Raw genomic sequence first — 17,240 nt, forward strand, 5'->3', positions numbered from 1 at the left:
GTCCTTCGTGAAATGAGCTTTCTTCCTCGCAAAATAGAGCAGAAAAAAAGTCGCTCACCGGTTCTATAAAAATTCGTTTCTTTGTTGCTCACCAATCGTCTCTATTTCAATCTCGTCTTCTGATTGGGGGACGTACTCGTCCGGGCAATTCAGGTCGATATCAAATCTTAAGGGAGCCTCAAATTCATCTTCCAGTGAATAGCCCGATTCCGGGTCCTCATAAGCGGGTATCATATACAGTGCCCAAATCGGCAGCGCCATATTGGCCCCCTGTCCCAGATAGGTGTTGTCGAAGTGGACATCCCGGTCCTCGCCGCCCACCCAAACGCCTGTTACAAGATTGGGGCTTACTCCAATAAACCAGCCATCTGAATTGTTTTGGGTCGTCCCCGTTTTTCCGCCAATTTGTCCGCGTAAGTTATAGGTCAGCCGCAACCGGATGGCTGTACCCGTATTCACTACCCCTTGAAGCAAGTTGAGCATTAAATAGGCGTTGTGCTCATTGATGCTTCCGAGCGCCGGGGATTAAAAGTGGAAATGACATTGCCATACCGATCCTCAATCCGCGTCACGAACAGCGGTTCTGAGTGTACACCCTTGTTGGCATAGGTGGCATAGGCCGCCACCATTTCACTCAGTCCAAAATCCGGTGCCCCCAGAGATAAGGCCGGAACGGCATCCATGGGACTCTTAATGCCCAATGACCGGAGAATATTGACCACTGCCTGCGGATTGTATTGTTTCATGATCCAGGCCGTGATGTTGTTGTTCGATTGTGCCAGCCCCCATTTCAGGGAAACCATTTCACCTTCGCGTCTGTTGCCGGAGGTGCGGGGCGTCCATGTTTGTCCGGTAGGCAAGTAGAAAGTCTGGGGCACATTGGGCACCAGATCGCAGGGCGTCAGCCCTTCCTGCATGGCCAGTGTATAAATAAAGGGTTTGATGGTAGACCCTACCTGACGCTTGCCCATGGTGGCCATGTCATATTTAAAGTGCTTGTAGCTGGGACCACCCACATAGGCCTTCACATGTCCCGAATGCGGATCCATGGAAAACAGACTGGCCCGTAAAAAGGATTTGTAATAGTGGATGCTGTCCATCGGACTCATTATGGTGTCAATATCGCCCTTGTAGGAGAATACCTGCATGGGTACCGGCTCATTGAAGACCATGCGGATGGAGTCTTCCGGCATATCTTTCTGCCGAAGGATTCGATAGCGATCTGTTTGTTGCATGGCCCGGTTAATAATCTGGTCGTATTGCTCCTTGGTGATATGTTGGGTAAAAGGGGCGCGGGTGCGTCCCCTTTTTTCCTTGAAGAACTTGGGCTGCAAGTCTTCAGCCAAATGCATCTGTACTGCCTTTTCAGCGTTTAATTGCAATTCCGAATCAATGGTGGTGTATATTTTGAGTCCGTCCCGGTAGATGTCATACTTTGAACCATCCGCCTTCAGGTTTTTATTCACCCATCCAAACAGCGGGTTTTTGTTCCACTCCACACTGTCTTCCAGAAATTTTTGATTTTGCCAGGAGGCATAGTTCTCTCTTACCGGTTGCCTGGCCGTCAGCGTCGTGCGCAGATATTCCCTGAAATAGGGTGCCAGTCCCCCAATATGATCTGAGCGTTTGAATTCCAGACCCAAAGGTAATTGTTTGAGCGAGTCGTATTCCGCACGTGTCAGGTGCCTGGCTTTCATCATTTGGTGCAACACCACATTGCGCCGGCCTTGTGTCAGTTCAGGGCGTCGCACCGGATTGAAGAGTGAGGGATTTTTGAGCATGCCCACTAAAACGGCCGATTCTTCCACTGTCAAGGAATCCGGATAGGTGCTAAAAAAGGTGGCAGCGGCTGATTTTATGCCATAAGCATCATAAATAAAGGGCGCTTTATTCAGGTACATACCCAGAATTTCATCCTTCGTATAGCTGCGTTCCAATTTAACAGCGATCACCCACTCTTTGAGTTTTTGAATGCCGCGTTCCCATTTGCTGCGGGCCGGATCATGGAACAGCAGTTTGGCCAATTGCTGGGTGATGGTCGATCCGCCGCCAGAACTCTCTTCCTGCAAGAGGATGGTTCTGAACAGCACCCGGGCCAATCCACGGGCATCGATTCCGGAGTGATCATAGAAGCGGATGTCCTCGGTGGAAACCAAGGCGTTGATGACATTGGGTGATATTTCTTCATATTCAACCCGACTTCGGTTCTCCTGAAAAAAGTTGCCCAAAAGCACTTCATCCGCAGCAAAAACTTCCGTGGCCAGATTGCTGTGCGGGTTTTCCAGTTCCTCAAAGCTGGGCATAAAGCCCAGGGCCCCTGCGGATATCAGGAAAAAAAGCAGAAAGACCGAGACCACCGCGGCTGCGAACAAGCCGTAGAGCCAGATTGTAATTTTCTTTACCAGAGGTGACTTTTCCATATAAGCAAATAGGTAATTGTTCCAAAAAATTTAATGTAAAGTTAAGAAAATTTCGAATTCTTTCCCCCTCAACCCTTCCACAATAAATAAGTACTTTCTCACAATATTTTATAAATTTGCGAGCTATAATATTGTAATTTTGGGGCACTAAATATATTTTCATGGCGCAAAAAGCAAAGGATAAAGAAATGAATCTGGTGATTGTAGAGTCACCTGCCAAAGCTAAAACAATAGAAAAGTTTCTTGGGAAAGATTTTTTGGTTAAATCAAGTTACGGGCACATCCGTGATTTGGCCAAGAAAGATTATGGCGTAGACGTCAATAAAGGCTATGAGCCACAGTATGTGGTGTCGGTCGACAAAAAAGAAGTGGTCAGGGAATTGAAGAGTTTGGTTAAGCAGTCGGGTATGATTTGGCTGGCGTCCGATGAGGACCGCGAAGGAGAGGCCATTGCCTGGCACTTGTCGGAAGTCCTTGAACTGACACCTGAGAACACCAAACGCATTGTTTTTCATGAAATCACCAAGGAGGCCATTTTGAATGCCATCAAAAGTCCCCGACAAATAGATCAAAATCTGGTGGATGCCCAGCAGGCACGAAGAGTATTGGACCGCCTGGTAGGCTTTGAGTTATCGCCCGTTTTATGGAAGAAAGTCAAACCCTCCTTATCCGCCGGTCGTGTTCAGTCTGTGGCCGTTCGGATATTGGTAGAGCGGGAGCGGGAAATCTTTGGTTTTGAAGCCGAATCATCTTTTAGGGTGACCGCTCGTTTTTTGATCGAAAACGAGGAGGGCAAAAAACAAGAGGTCAGGGCCGAATTGAACCAGCGATTCAAAACAGAAAAAGCGGCAACGGCCTTTCTGGAGACTTGTGCCCAATCCACGTTTGAGGTAGATCAGGTCACGCGTAAGCCCTTAACCAAGTCGCCTGCGGCGCCTTTTACCACCTCCACGCTACAACAGGAAGCGGCCCGGAAACTGGGCTTTTCGGTGGGACAAACCATGTCGGTGGCTCAGCGCTTGTACGAAGCCGGAAAAATCACCTACATGCGTACCGATTCTGTTAATCTGGCCGATGCCGCCGTCGGGTTGGCCGTCGAACAGATTAAAAATGAAATGGGTTCGGAATATGTCCAGGTCCGCAAGTATAAAACCAAGAGCAAAGGGGCACAAGAGGCCCACGAAGCCATTCGTCCCACCTATCTTAATCAGCCAGCCGTTTCGGGCAGCGCAGCAGAGCAAAAACTTTACGACCTGATATATAAACGCACCATGCCTCGCAAATGGCGGATGCGAAGATTGAGAAAACCAGTGTCAACATCAAGGTGAGCGGATCCGCCAATTATTTTCAGGCCACCGGTGAAGTGATTCAGTTTGATGGTTTTCTAAAAGTTTATATTGAATCCACCGATCAGGAGAAGGAAGAAGAGGAAATGCCCGGATTTTTGCCGCACATGGAAAAAGGGAATCCCCTGGATCTGGATCAAATGGAAGCACGGGAACGATGGACTCAGAAGCCGCCCCGATTCACAGAAGCCAGTCTGGTTCGTAAACTGGAAGAACTGGGAATTGGTCGTCCCTCCACCTATGCCCCCACCATCAGCACCATTCAGCAACGCGGATATGTGGTGAAGGAAGACCGGGATGGCACACCACGGGATTACCGGGCCCTGGTTCTGAAAAGCGGAAAAGTGACGGGCAGTACCAGGACGGAGAACACGGGCGCCGAGCGCTCGAAATTGTTTCCGACCGATATAGGCATGGTGGTCAACGATTTTCTGGTCAAGTATTTTCCCAACATTGTGAACCACGATTTTACCGCAGAAGTCGAAAAGGAGTTTGACAGTATTGCTGCCGGTGAACTGGTTTGGAATGTGGCCATCGACAAGTTTTACACGCCTTTTCACAAACAGGTGGAAGAAACCCTGGAGAAGTCGGAACGCAACACCGGAGAACGTCTTTTGGGCGATGATCCCAAAACCGGCAAACCGGTCAGTGTAAGAATAGGCCGGTATGGCCCCATGGCTCAGCTGGGAGATGGTTCCGACGAGGAGGAAAAGCCTGCTTTTGCCTCCTTGACCCGGGAACAGCATATTGAAACCATTACTCTGGAGGAGGCCCTGAAATTGTTTGAATTGCCCAGAGACCTCGGTCTGTATGAAGAAAAGAAAGTGGTAGTGGGAGTGGGGCGCTTCGGACCCTATGTCCGACATGATGGCAAGTTTGTCTCGCTTAAAAAGGGGATCGATGACCCCCTGGAGATTTCGCTGGACAGGGCCATCGAATTAATTGAAGAAAAGCGGGAGAAAGACAATAAAAAAATTATACGGGCGTTTGAAGAAGAACCGGGTTTACAGATTCTTAATGGAAGATGGGGGCCTTATATCAATTTTGACGGTGAGAATTATAAAATTCCGAAAACGACCGAGGCAGCTGCCTTATCGTTGGAAGATTGTCGGAAAATTATCAATGAAACACCCAAAAAATCAACCGGAAAAAAGACTGCTGCTAAAAAATCAACCGTAAAGAAACCGGTAGCCAAGAAATCAGCAGAAAAGAAGCCTGCGACCAAAAAAGCCGTAGCGAAAAAGACAACAACCAAGGCTGCAACAACGGTTAAAGCCAAAAAGAAATAATATCGTGGAACTGAGTCACTACTTTGAACCTTATACAGGCGGAATGCAAACTGTTCCGGGGATTAACGCAGAAGAGGCACTCGGCTGCGAAATCTCTTTTTATAAGGGCGAGGCGGAATGGTTTGAGAACTTCAGTGGCAGGGCAGTGATTATAGGCGTTCCTGAATCCAGGAACTCAGTGGATAATCGGGCGTGTGCCAACGCACCGGATGCCATTCGTCCCTATTTGTATGGCTTAAGTGCCTTTAATGAGAAAGGTATTTTCGGAGATGCCGGAAATATCCGGGGGAATGGCTTGAATGACAGGTATCAGGCGCTTCAGGAAGCCATTGTTTATTTTAATGGCAGAGGCGTGACGGTATTGTTGCTGGGGGGCACGCAGGACCTGACGGTTCCGGTGGTTAAAGGAAGACTGAAATTGCATCCCGAACGCCCGGTGAATATAGTGGTAGGTGATGCCATGTTGGACATTGACACGCGGGGGGAGGATTTTTCATCCCGTTCCTGGTTGAGTTACCTTATTGGTTCACACGATGTTCGTATTGACGACCTGGTGGTTTTTGGGACCCAAAAATATTTAATATCCCCTGCTCAGGAAAAGTTTTTGAAAGAGCGTTTTTTTGAAATAATCAGATTGGGAGAGTTAAGGGGAGAAAATATTTCTCAGTTGGAGATACCAGTCAGAGATGCACAAATAGTCAGCATCGATTTCAGGATGATTAAGGGTCAGCCTCAATTTACCTCCGATATACAAAGTCCCCATGGAATTGAACCCTATGATGCCTGTCGCATTCTGAGGTACTCAGGAATGAGTGACCAGGTGATGGCGGCGGGAATTTTTGATGTCCCGTTCGAAGAGGATCGAAAAGACACGCTGGTTCTGGCTGCAGAAATGGTCTGGCATTTTATGGATGGCTTTTATGGGAGGTACAGTGAACAGCCTGAAGAAGACGCCGAAATGTACAAAAAATATGTGGTGCCACTGGATGGCTTAGACCATCCGTTGTTTTTTTTCAGAAACACAGGGAATGACAGATGGTGGATGAAAGCACCCATGGGAGCCGTTAAAGAGGTGGTGGCCTGCAGCAGGGAAGATTACCGGCAATCCTTGCGAAGTGAGATACCCGGTAAATGGTGGCGTTTGTTTATGAGAAACAGATGCAGAGACAGAAACGATGATTTAGATGATAAATAGCCCAATAAAAAAATGTAACCTTTGAAGTTGAAAATTAGTATATGGACTTAGTTTTTAAAGTTGAAAATGTAAGCTCTTTGAAGGTGGATGTTTTGACCCGAAAGTCATCCAAAACCGGGTTGTTTGGAAAGGGAAGGAATATGTTTTTTTTTCTTTTTAGAAGGTTTTGGTCTGGGACTTATATTTTTTTTGCTTTATTTTGCGTTGGGTCTTCGACCTTTGCGCAGTATGACCCGCAGTTCAGTCAAAATATGTTTAACCCCCTGATGGTTAATGCCGGGTTTGCCGGAAGCTCCGGAAGGGTGAATATAAGTGCACTGGACCGGCATCAGTGGGTTGGAATAGAGGGAGCCCCCAGAACAACGGTTGTGGGAGCGGATATGGCCACTACTATTTTTGGGAATCAAAGTGGTGTGGGGCTGGTTATAATGAATGATGAAATTGGCTTTTTCAGCAATCTGACCATTCAGGGTGTCATTGGCCGACAATACATTCTGGATGACATGAAGTTAGGGATTGGGATGAATATAGGGCTTGTCAATCAGGTCTTTGATGGAAGCAAGGTGCATTTGGCACCTGCAGGCAGTCGATACCATGTAGATACGGATGCTTTAATTTCCAATAATGAAGAATCTGCCACAGCGCTGGATGCCGGATTTGGCGTAAGTTTTATTCATCCGGATTTTTATGCCGGATTATCTGTTTTACATTTATTTGAACCAAAACCAAACTTTAATGAACAGTTAGACGTATATATCCCACGTTCTTTTTTTTTCATGGCCGGATACAATCATCGTCTGATAGAAAGTCCGATTGAAATCAGACCCTCGTTGTTTGTTAAGAATTCAGGCCCCGCCTGGCAATTTGATTTGAATGTGAATCTGCATTATCTGGACAAATACTGGGGAGGATTGAGCTACAGATTACAGGATGCAGTAGTTGTGATGGCAGGGTTGGAGTTGAACAGTGGCATAAGAGTTGGGTACAGTTACGATATTACAACATCGCGGTTGAGTCATGCCGGAAGTAACGGCAGTCATGAAATAATGGTAGGTTACACATTTGATCTTTCCTTTGAAAAGAGAGATAAGCAATACAGAAGCGTACGCTTCTTATGAAAATAGAAAAATGAGTTTAATAGTACAGTTTAAGAATATCCGAAAACTATGAAGAAAGTACTTGCCCTAGGTATCGTTTTACTCACGATTTTATCCGGATGCGGAAAATCCGGAAATGGTGAGCTCGTTGGGGTTGCACGTCGTGCTTCGTTCTATGAGCCTGATCCTTTTGGAATGTTGTTTATTCCTCAGGGTAGTTTTAATATGGGTTTAAATGATGAGGACATCACGAATTCAATGACAACTCAAACCAGAACTATCTCGATTCCATCTTTTTGGATGGATGAGACGGAGGTGACCAACAGTGAATACCGTCAATTTGTTTATTGGGTACGCGACAGTATTGCCCGTCGCATGCTGGGTGACCAATTTGAGGAATTCCTGATTTCTGAGGATCGTTATGGAAACATTATTGATCCGCCTTATCTGAACTGGGATGCCCGTTTGGATTGGAGCAACGAAGAGTATGCTGAAATTCTGGAAGATATTTTCCTTTCTGAGAATGAGCGTTTTTTCCGCAGAAAAGAGGTCGATACCCGAAAGTTGAATTATGACTATGAGTGGGTAGATCTGCAGCAAGCGGCCAAAAAAACCAATCGCTATAACTTCGAGACCAACAGCTATGAAGGAGAGGTTTTCAACCAATTCGGAGAGCGGGTTGAAATAGCCGACCGTTCGGCTTTCATTATGAAAGATCAGGTGAATGTGTATCCCGATACGCTGGCCTGGATAGCTGATTTCACCTATTCCTTTAATGAGCCGTGGACACAAATGTATTTCTGGCATCCGGGCTTTGATGAATATCCCGTCGTAGGGGTTACATGGAAGCAGGCTACCGCCTTCAGTATTTGGCGCACCCAACTTCTGAATAACTTCCTGCGGTCAAAAGGTCAGCCGGAAGTAATGGAGTACCGCTTGCCTAATGAAGCCGAATGGGAATACGCAGCCCGCGGAGGTTTGGATAACAATTTGTACCCTTGGGGTGGTCTGTATACACGCAACGATAAAGGATGTTTCCTGGCGAACTTTAAACCGCTTCGCGGACGCTATGGGGATGATGGCGGTATGTATTCAATGACTGTGGCTTCATTCTCACCCAACGATTTTGGTTTGTATGACATGTCGGGTAATGTGGCTGAATGGACCTCCAGTGCCTTTGATGAATCTTCTTATGGTTTCATGCATGATTTAAGTCCCACCTATAAGTACAATGCCCTGCCCGGTGATCACCATGTAATGAAACGTAAAGTCATTCGTGGCGGATCATGGAAAGACATTGCCTTCTTTATGCAAAATAGCACCCGTACTTATGAATATCAGGATTCTTCTAAATCGTATATCGGTTTCCGTTGTATCCGTGATTATATTGGAAATTAATTAATCTATTAGCCCACGTAAAATTATTCAAAATGAGTGGAAGTGGTTTTTTTGCAAGTCCTGCCTATAAGAAGATAATGGGTAAAGTATATGGTATCGGAGCCGCAGTTGTTATACTGGGAGCTTTATGGAAGATTCTTCACCTTCCGGGTGCCAGCGCCATGTTGATAGCAGGTTTGGGAACAGAAGCAATCATATTCTTTTTATCTGCATTTGAGCCTCCTCATGAGATGCCCGACTGGAGTCTGGTTTATCCGGAACTGGTTGGCCTGGAGCCACGTGACCGCGGTCATGGCGGTGGCGGTGGTGGCGGCAGTGAACTGGCAGCCTTATTCAAAGTGGCCATCTGGATGTTTCAACCGTTGAGAAATTGGGAGAAGGCATCAAGAAACTATCACAAACGGCCAATAACTTGTCTCACATGAGTGAGGCCACTATGGCCACCGAAGCATACCTGCAAACGATGAAAGCGGCTACCGACAGTGTGGGCAATCTCTCAACAACCCAGTCGCAACTGGGACAATCTGCCGAAGCGCTGGCCAGTAGCTATGTGAGTACGGCCAAGGTGGTGGCCGACAGCGGCATGAAATTTTCTGATGAGTTGTCCAAAACCGGTTCCGGCTTCATTGATACCATAAAGACTTCAGGAGACCAGTTGGTTCAATCGTATCAGACTTTGGGAAGTTCTATGTCCCAGCAGGTTGAAAAGATTTCAGCTGACGGGCAAAAATATACCGAAGGTTTGGCAACCGCCAACCAAAAGTTGTCCTCTATCAACTCTGCTTATGAACTTCAACTGTCAAGCATTAATGCCCAGGTGACCACTTCACAGGAATTGTCGAAAAGTCTGGGCGAAATCAGTCAACACCTTAACCAATCCGTTTCTGATACTGTTACTTATAAAGAAGAAGTTGCTAATCTGTCTAAAACGCTTGGAGAACTCAATACCATTTATGGTAATATGCTGAGTGCCATGAGTGTTGGTGGAGGTAAATAATCAATCAATCAGAAACTAAAAGAACTATAGATTATGTCTGGTGGAAACTGTCCTGAAACGCCGCGGCAAAAGATGATTGGGATGATGTATCTCTTCCTGACCGCTATGCTTGCTTTGAACGTCTCAGGTGAATTACTAAATGCCTTCATTCTGGTTGACCGAAGTATTATTCAGGCCAAGGAGTCCGTTGAATCCAAGAACGAGTTTCTTTATTCAGATTTCGAAGCAGCTTTTGCCTCCAACGAAGCCAAGGTTAAGGAGAATTTTGACAAAAGCGCACTCATTAGAGATAAGGCTGATGAACTGGTAGCCCACATCGATGAGCTCAAGCAATTGTTTGTGACCACGGCGGATGGTCCTGAGTACACACCCGAAAACTATAAATCGATCAGCAATCAGGATATCGCCCCTCAGGTAATGATTACCGAAAAGGGTGGAGAAAGAAGTGAAGAATTGAAGCGCCGGATGGGTGAATACAAAGAATTATTGGTCCAATTTGTGGAAACGGATTCATCGTTAAAAGCCACTGTCGAAACGGTTCTCTCAACAGAAGATCCGCCAATAAAGGATGGTGTTCAGATTTCCTGGGAAAGTGAGAAGTTTGAACACTTACCACTGGCTGCTTCCATGGCTCTTTTGAGTCAGATTCAGGCCGATGTGCGTAACATGGAATCAGATGTGGTGCGCTACCTGTTTACGAAGATTGATGAAGGCTCTTTTAAATTCAATGCCATTGAGCCTTTGGTATTGCAACGTTCTGATTATGTCATTCAAGGGGACGAATACTATGCTGAGATCATGATGGCAGCACGGGATACGACCCAGCCTCCAACGGTAACGGTAGATGGCAGAACGCTGGAGACCCGGGAAGGGCGTGGAATATTGAGACTTCCTGCCAATACTACGGGTGACAAGACCTGGTCCGGAGAAATTACGGTGATGGGACCGGATGGTAATCCCCGAACCCATGCAGTGGGTGGCAGCTATTTGGTTTCCCAGCCCAGCGTGGTGATTTCACCGACCAAAATGAATGTGTTTTACGAAGGTGTTGAGAATCCGGTAGAAATTTCGGTTCCCGGTATTCCGAGTGAAAACCTGAGAGTGAATATATCCAATGCGCGAATCGCGCGAAGAGGAAATGGTTACATTGTTCAGCCGAACAACGGTTCTGCCGGTCGTGAGGCCGTGATAACCGTAGCCGCCAGGGTCAATGATACCGATAGAAATCTGGGGCGCAAAACATTCCGGATCAAGCGGGTGCCTGATCCTGTGGCCAAGGTGAACGATCAAAGGGACGGTCCCATTGCCAAAGCTTTGCTGCTCGCTCAGTTGGGTGTTGTGGCGGACATGGAGAACTTTGAGTTTGACTTGCAGTTTAAGGTGACGCAGTTTGCCGTAGCCACCATTCGTAACGGTTATGTGGTGGATGCTTCCTCCAACAGCAACTTGTTTACAGAAGAACAAAAGGATTTAATGCGGGGAGCCGTTCGTGGTCAAAGAGTTTTTATACAGGATATTCAGGCAGTCGGTCCTGATGGCAGAAGACGTTCATTGGGAACCATCACATTGGTGGTGGATTAATGGCCCATTTTAAATTTTATTACAAAATACATTAAACAGATACAACAATGAGAAAACAAGTTTTGTATTTACTAGGGTTGCTTGCTTTTGGTTTCATGCTGACGACTTTCGAAGCGGAAGCCCAACGTGACGGTCAACCATTGGATAATATCTTTGACAAAGAACATATCCGAAACAAGAAGCCTGTTCCTTATCCCTCTTTAAGAGAAGCGGATATCCTGTGGTCGAAGCGTGTTTGGCGCATCATCGACCTGAGAGAGAAGATGAATTTACCCATGTACTATCCCATTTCGACAAAGGATGATCGCTATAGTTTGATCAGTCTGCTGTTGCACGGTATTCAGTACGAGGGTCTACCCGCGTATTCTCCCGCCGATGATGAATTCAAGGTTCGGATGAACTACGAGGATGTCAATGAAGCGATGGGAGCCACCACCGAAGTCACCGAGGTGCTGAATCCGGAAACCAACATGTATGAGGAGGTAGAGGTGACCCGCAACGTGCGTGTGGAAGAAGTTAAGCAAGTTATGGTGAAAGAAATCTGGTATTTCGATCGCAACTATTCCCGCATGGATGTTCGTATTATTGGTTTGTGTCCCATTCGGGAATACGCCAATGAAGCCGGTGAAATTGTGAAACGGCAGACCTTCTGGGTGAATTATCCCGAAGCCCGCGATCTTTTCGCCCGTTACGAAGTGTTTAATGCCAGCAATGATGCCCAGAGACGTTCTTTTGATGATATTTTTACCAAAAGATATTTTGGCAGCTACATTGTTCAGGAAACCAACATGTACGACAACCGTACCATTGATAGTTATGCAGCCGGTATTGAAGCCATGTTGGAATCAGAGCGTATTAAAGAAGAGATCTTTAACTTTGAGCACGACCTTTGGGAATACTAGTGATGAATTGAAGTTTTCTCAAAGTTGTAAAAATAGAAAGGCCGGATGTTGCATCCGGCCTTTTTCCTTTTTAAAGTTGTTTGTTTTTAGCGGGAAGCCGGACGCTAGACGACGTCGTCCCCGAATTCGGCCTTTATATCTGTGGTGAATTGACGAATCTGTTGCTCATTGGTTTTGGGGCATATCAGGAGGGCATCCCCTGAGTCCACCACTATATAATCCTTTAAACCCTGGATAATGGCTACTTTATCGCCCGGGATGTTAACAACGCTTTGCTCCGTATCATAAAGGAGCACCTTGCCGCTAATAATGGCATTGCTGGCCTTATCCTGTGCCGAGTATTCATACAGGGAGGTCCAGGTGCCCAAATCGGACCAGCCAAAACTGACGGTTTGCACATAGACGTTATCTGCTTTTTCCATCACACCATAGTCGATCGATATGTTTTTACAATCAATGTAGGTGTTGTTGAGGGCCTTTTCTTCATTCGTTGTACCTATTTCTTTATCCAGTTTGAGGAAGAGGTTCTGGACCTCCGGAAGCTTGCTTTGAAAAGCCGTATCAATGGCTCCAAGCGTCCAGATAAAGATGCCGCTGTTCCAGAAAAATTCACCGCTTTCGAAAAACACTTTGGCCAACTCGGCATTGGGTTTTTCCGTAAAGGTCTTTACTTTGTTGAATCCCGGATACTTATCTGCTGCCTGATTACCAATCTGGATATAGCCATAGCCGGTTTCGGGACGATGGGGTTTAATGCCGAGGGTCAGGAGGGCGTCGTTGTCCCGGACAAATTGCAGGCCGTCTTCAATCGACTGAATAAAGGCCGTTTCGTTTATGATTAAATGATCTGCCGGCGTAACCACAATGTTGGCATTTTTATTACGGGTTCGGATCCAGGCGTTGGCATAGGCAATGCAGGGCGCCGTATTGCGTCGGAAAGGTTCTTTCAGGACTTGCTCTGCTTGTAATTCAGGCAATTGTTCCAAAACCTGATCGGCATATTCCGCACTGGTAACAATCAAAAAGTTTTCTTTGGGGCACAAGGGGGTAAAGCGGTCAAACGTTTGCCTCAGCAAACTTTTGCCTGTTCCCAGGATGTCGAGGAACTGCTTGGGGGTAGAACTTTTACTCAGAGGCCAGAATCTGCTCCCAACGCCTCCTGCCATAATTACACAATACGTGTCTTTCTTCATCACTCTATTATTTAGTTGTATATTTCATCGCCATCCTTCTAACTATAACCATGCCAACCCGGGCACGATCCTAACAGAAGCCTGGATCCGGTAACTTATTTGTTTGTTATTGTGGCCATTGCCATTAATTTAGCTCTTTTTTTTCATTCGTGCCACGAAATTAACAATATTTGCATTGTGGTTGGTACTTTTGTAGACACAATTAGGAATTATTATCAGGCGCTTGAATGATCCACATTGAAGGCCCTAAAATTTTGAATATGACTTTTCTATTTCACCTGGGACGCTACGCCTTGTTTGTCCGCGATGTTTTTCGAAGACCCGTTAAACACCGGTTGTTGCTCACACAAACCATTAAAGAGATGGATGTATTGGGCCTGAGTTCGGTGGGCATTGTGTTTATTATATCCTTTTTTATGGGGGCGGTGATTACCTTGCAGACCGCTTATAATATTGAATTGCCCTTTATTCCTAAATACACGGTGGGTGTGGCCGCCCGGGATTCCATTTTGCTGGAATTTTCCAGCACCATTGTGAGCCTGATTCTGGCCGGTAAAGTGGGCTCGCACATTGCCTCTGAAATTGGCACCATGCGCGTCACCGAACAGATCGATGTTCTGGATGTGATGGGGATTAATTCAGCCGGATTTCTGGTTTTGCCTAAAGTCCTGGCCATGATCTTTCTTTTGCCGTTTTTGGTGCTCATCAGCATGGGGATTGGTATTATAGGGGGCTGGACCGCGGGTAGTCTGACCGGTGTAGTGCCGTCCAATGATTTTATCTATGGCATTCAGTATGCCTTCATTCCCTTCTACATCGTTTATTCCCTGATCAAGGCCGTGGTGTTTGCCTTTTTAATCACCACCATATCGGGCTACTGGGGTTACTATACCACCGGCGGTTCTTTGGAAGTAGGGCATTCCAGTACCCGGGCCGTAGTGGTCAGCAGTATTCAGATATTGCTGTTCAATCTTTTACTCACACAATTGTTATTGGCATGATAGAAGCAGTGGATATATATAAATCATTTGACGGAAAAATGATTCTGGACAATGTGAGTGCCACGTTCAAGACGGGCCACACCAATTTGATCATTGGTCAGAGTGGCTCCGGAAAAACCGTGTTGCTCAAAACCCTGGTGGGCCTGCATGAACCGGATTCCGGCTCGGTGATATACGATGCGCGTAATTTTACGGGCATGTCCGACCAAGAAAGAATTGATGCCAGGAAGGAAATAGGGATGCTCTTTCAGGGATCTGCGCTGTTCGATTCCCAGACGGTCGAAGAGAATGTGCGGTTTCCCCTGGATATTTTCACCGATCAAAGCCTGGAAGAGCGCCGCGAGCGGGCCAATGCCTGTCTCAAAAGGGTCAATCTTGAAAACATTAATCACCTGTTTCCTTCAGAAATCAGCGGTGGCATGCAAAAGCGGGTGGCCATTGCCCGTGCCATAGCGCTCAATCCGCGCTACCTGTTCTGTGATGAGCCCAATTCGGGGCTCGACCCCAAAACCGCCATCGTAATTGATGAATTGATTCAGGAGATCACCCAGGAGTATAACATGACCACCATTGTGAATACCCACGACATGAACTCGGTGTTCGCCATTGGAGAAAATATCGTGTTTATCTATGAAGGCAAGAAGCATTGGGAAGGCACCAGTGATGATATTTTCCACAGTGACAATCAGGCCTTGAATGATTTTATTTTTGCCTCCAAGTTTTTTAAGAAGATCAAGGAGCACAGGTAGTTTTTATAGATCGTTAGGTTCCCGTTTTAACTTTACAAAAAAAATGCCAGACGCGATAAGCGTCCGGCATTTTTGGCAATTGATTAGCCTTGCGGCCAGGGCCTTACGGCAGTAGAGGGTTTTCAACAAACATGGTACCATGTAGGGGATCCTGCTTTCCTTGAATCCTTTAATGGCTTTGATGTTTTGAAAACCAGATGAGGCCGACTTTAAAGCGGCAGCGTTAATGCTTCCTGTGGTAATGTGTTCAATGGCAACCGCCAGAAAATGCTCTTCCGGATCGCCCAGATCGGCGTTGTATCTGATATCGTCCAGCTCATAATCGGGGGCTAAACCCACCAGGTAATTAATGCTGTTGTCTACATTCTCTGATTTAATAACGATGGGTTGAATGGCCCAGTTGTGCGTGCGCTTTTCCGGTTCTTCCATGTTGTCACTCCAGGTAATAGAGGCATAATATTTCCCGTGGGTTTCATCGCCTATTTGAAAAACGTCCATGTAAGGTGCCAGGCCATAGATGATCATCTCACTGGCGGAGGCTGTACCCGAGGTGGTCAAAACATAAACCCGTTCCAGATTCAGGTTGTTGGCCTCCACGTCAAATTTTAAATCGAAATTGTATTGGGACAGAAAATCATTGTATTTTTCCCGGATAAAGATTTGTTGGTTGGCTGCAGCAGGGACAATCATGCTGGCCAGTTTTTGTGCGGTGGCTACCGATCCACCGCCGTTGTAACGCAAATCAAGCACCAGCTCATCAACGCCGGCGGCTTTGAAATCCGTGAATACCTGCGCCAGTTCATCGTCATAACTGGCAATAAAGGAAGCATAGGCCAGATAGCCAATGGTAGCAGTTTCTGTTTCTGTGATGCTGGTCGCCAGGATGGGGTGTTGTACCAGGTCTTCCTTGGATTGAACGCTGATGGCAGGTTCAATCGCTGTAATCTGGCCCTCCTGGGTCATTTGCCCCAGGGTAATGACTTTATCGTCCAGCGCCAGTAACTCCTGATAGTTTTCACTGGTCAGTATCTTGCCATTTATTTTATAGAATAGATCACCCCGTCTGAGGCCCGCTTCGCTGGCAGGGGAGTTTCGGTAAACATATTCAACAATAAAGACCACCTGGCTGGAATTTTCATTCACAAAATAGCCTTGAATGGAGTAACCGGGACTTTTGAAAACCCCCTCAAAATAGTTCTCCAACGCATCAATATCATCCGTGATAAACGACCAGCGGTCGTCCGGATCTTTCAGTAGTTTGTAAAAGTATTCCTCTGAATCCGTCTCTTCTCTGTAATTGAGGTCGGGCATTTCCTCGTTCCAGTAATAGAGCGCGTTCATATTATCATAAATGAATTTATTGATTTTAAGGACTTCTGCCGAAATTTCGATCTTCTCTTCCTGGGGCTCAATCTTTTCATCGTCGTCACACGAGGTCATGGGTACCACCGCGAACAGTGCCATCCATAGCCACCAGTTGCTTGTTTTAAAAATGGGTAAGTTCATAAATAATTAATTAGTTGAAATAATTGGGTTACAATAAGTATTCCAAACTTTCAGGATGTTTGGCCAATCAAATTTATGGATTATCCGTCAATAATAAGAATGTTTTGTTGAATTATTCAGTTTTAGGGCTTCAGAGAATAGGGGTTTCCCCCTGCTTTCAGGATGTTTTTCACATTAATTTAATGCTAAGCCTTTGTTAATAAACTGATTTACATTTTTTATGGTTTTCGACTCCGGCAAAGGTTTGGAAACTGGGAAAATTAAGCGTTACTTTGCATCCGCTTTCCAAGAGAGATCAGGTTCATCAAACGCGAAGAGCCAGGAGAGCCACAAGATTGAGAATAGTGCTAAAGGAGTAGCGGGCGATATTTGTTTCATCTTTCAGGAAGATGTAAGCAGCTCATTAAAAACGGCTTCAGAAAAACTTTCAAATTTTTGACAAAAACATTTGGCGGTTAAAAATAAAAGGTCTTACTTTGCACTCGCTTTCCAAAAGAGGTTAGCACGCTGAAAAGCAGAACTGGCGCTGGAAGCAGCAAAAAGGAAGCTTAAAAGCACAACAAAAA

General features: G+C 46.1%; 15 protein-coding genes and 1 pseudogene. 12 read left to right on the plus strand and 4 right to left on the minus strand.

The window, feature by feature from the left end:
* Positions 1 to 63 precede the first annotated feature (63 nt).
* A complete protein-coding gene (locus tag JCM15548_RS23510; RefSeq protein WP_227625627.1) occupies positions 64 to 483 on the minus strand; it encodes a hypothetical protein in 420 nt (139 codons plus the stop codon).
* On the minus strand, positions 483 to 2,420 hold the full coding sequence (locus JCM15548_RS08785; protein WP_227625628.1) for a transglycosylase domain-containing protein: 1,938 nt from the start codon (positions 2,418 to 2,420) through the stop codon (positions 483 to 485). The genes JCM15548_RS23510 and JCM15548_RS08785 overlap by 1 nt, the downstream gene beginning before the upstream one ends.
* 188 nt (positions 2,421 to 2,608) lie before the next feature.
* Between JCM15548_RS08785 and topA the strand changes: the two are divergent.
* The 9 genes and pseudogenes from topA to porN all read left to right on the plus strand — a co-directional run.
* A pseudogene (topA, locus tag JCM15548_RS23515) lies at positions 2,609 to 4,014 on the plus strand (type I DNA topoisomerase); the annotation flags it as partial.
* Positions 4,015 to 4,440: 426 nt separating this feature from the next.
* Entirely contained in the window at positions 4,441 to 5,055 is a 615-nt protein-coding gene (locus JCM15548_RS23520) for a topoisomerase C-terminal repeat-containing protein (protein ID WP_262486962.1), read from the plus strand.
* Positions 5,056 to 5,059: 4 nt separating this feature from the next.
* Positions 5,060 to 6,250: an arginase family protein gene (locus tag JCM15548_RS08795; RefSeq protein ID WP_062124466.1), complete on the plus strand. Its 1,191-nt coding sequence runs from the start codon at positions 5,060 to 5,062 to the stop codon at positions 6,248 to 6,250.
* Positions 6,251 to 6,390: 140 nt separating this feature from the next.
* Positions 6,391 to 7,368 carry a PorP/SprF family type IX secretion system membrane protein gene (locus JCM15548_RS08800; protein ID WP_227625631.1) on the plus strand — a complete coding sequence of 326 codons (978 nt, stop codon included), beginning with the start codon at positions 6,391 to 6,393 and terminating at the stop codon, positions 7,366 to 7,368.
* Between the two features lie 48 nt (positions 7,369 to 7,416).
* Entirely contained in the window at positions 7,417 to 8,745 is a 1,329-nt protein-coding gene (gene porK, locus JCM15548_RS08805; RefSeq protein ID WP_062124470.1) for a T9SS ring complex lipoprotein PorK/GldK, read from the plus strand.
* A 32-nt stretch (positions 8,746 to 8,777) separates the two neighbouring features.
* The gene (gene porL, locus JCM15548_RS21590; protein ID WP_157482571.1) at positions 8,778 to 9,170 is read left to right on the plus strand and encodes a type IX secretion system motor protein PorL/GldL; all 393 of its coding nucleotides are present in this window, start codon (positions 8,778 to 8,780) and stop codon (positions 9,168 to 9,170) included.
* A complete protein-coding gene (locus JCM15548_RS21595) occupies positions 9,167 to 9,742 on the plus strand; it encodes a hypothetical protein (protein ID WP_157482573.1) in 576 nt (191 codons plus the stop codon). Before porL ends, JCM15548_RS21595 begins: the two co-directional genes overlap by 4 nt.
* A gap of 33 nt (positions 9,743 to 9,775) precedes the next feature.
* The gene (gene porM / locus JCM15548_RS08815) at positions 9,776 to 11,323 is read left to right on the plus strand and encodes a type IX secretion system motor protein PorM/GldM (RefSeq protein WP_083985054.1); all 1,548 of its coding nucleotides are present in this window, start codon (positions 9,776 to 9,778) and stop codon (positions 11,321 to 11,323) included.
* A gap of 47 nt (positions 11,324 to 11,370) precedes the next feature.
* Complete coding sequence (gene porN, locus JCM15548_RS08820) at positions 11,371 to 12,225, plus strand: type IX secretion system ring subunit PorN/GldN (RefSeq protein ID WP_062124472.1); 855 nt, start codon at positions 11,371 to 11,373, stop codon at positions 12,223 to 12,225.
* 104 nt (positions 12,226 to 12,329) lie between these two features.
* Here the strand turns inward: porN and JCM15548_RS08825 are convergent, their stop codons facing one another.
* Positions 12,330 to 13,418 (minus strand): mannose-1-phosphate guanylyltransferase, encoded by a 1,089-nt coding sequence (locus JCM15548_RS08825; RefSeq protein WP_062124474.1) that lies wholly within the window; start codon positions 13,416 to 13,418, stop codon positions 12,330 to 12,332.
* Between the two features lie 260 nt (positions 13,419 to 13,678).
* Between JCM15548_RS08825 and JCM15548_RS08830 the strand changes: the two genes are divergently transcribed.
* Positions 13,679 to 14,419, plus strand: a complete 741-nt coding sequence (locus JCM15548_RS08830) for an MlaE family ABC transporter permease (protein ID WP_062124476.1) — start codon at positions 13,679 to 13,681, stop codon at positions 14,417 to 14,419.
* On the plus strand, positions 14,416 to 15,168 hold the full coding sequence (locus JCM15548_RS08835; protein ID WP_062124478.1) for an ABC transporter ATP-binding protein: 753 nt from the start codon (positions 14,416 to 14,418) through the stop codon (positions 15,166 to 15,168). Before JCM15548_RS08830 ends, JCM15548_RS08835 begins: the two co-directional genes overlap by 4 nt.
* A gap of 3 nt (positions 15,169 to 15,171) precedes the next feature.
* On the opposite strand, the gene JCM15548_RS08840 is transcribed toward JCM15548_RS08835, so the two are convergent.
* Positions 15,172 to 16,674 (minus strand): S41 family peptidase, encoded by a 1,503-nt coding sequence (locus JCM15548_RS08840; RefSeq protein ID WP_083985055.1) that lies wholly within the window; start codon positions 16,672 to 16,674, stop codon positions 15,172 to 15,174.
* Positions 16,675 to 16,894: 220 nt separating this feature from the next.
* Between JCM15548_RS08840 and JCM15548_RS08845 the strand changes: the two genes are divergently transcribed.
* The gene (locus tag JCM15548_RS08845) at positions 16,895 to 17,113 is read left to right on the plus strand and encodes a hypothetical protein (RefSeq protein WP_062124483.1); all 219 of its coding nucleotides are present in this window, start codon (positions 16,895 to 16,897) and stop codon (positions 17,111 to 17,113) included.
* The last annotated feature ends 127 nt before the right edge of the window (positions 17,114 to 17,240 follow it).

It is taken from the genome of Geofilum rubicundum JCM 15548 (assembly GCF_000974365.1).
GTDB lineage: Bacteria > Bacteroidota > Bacteroidia > Bacteroidales > Marinilabiliaceae > Geofilum > Geofilum rubicundum.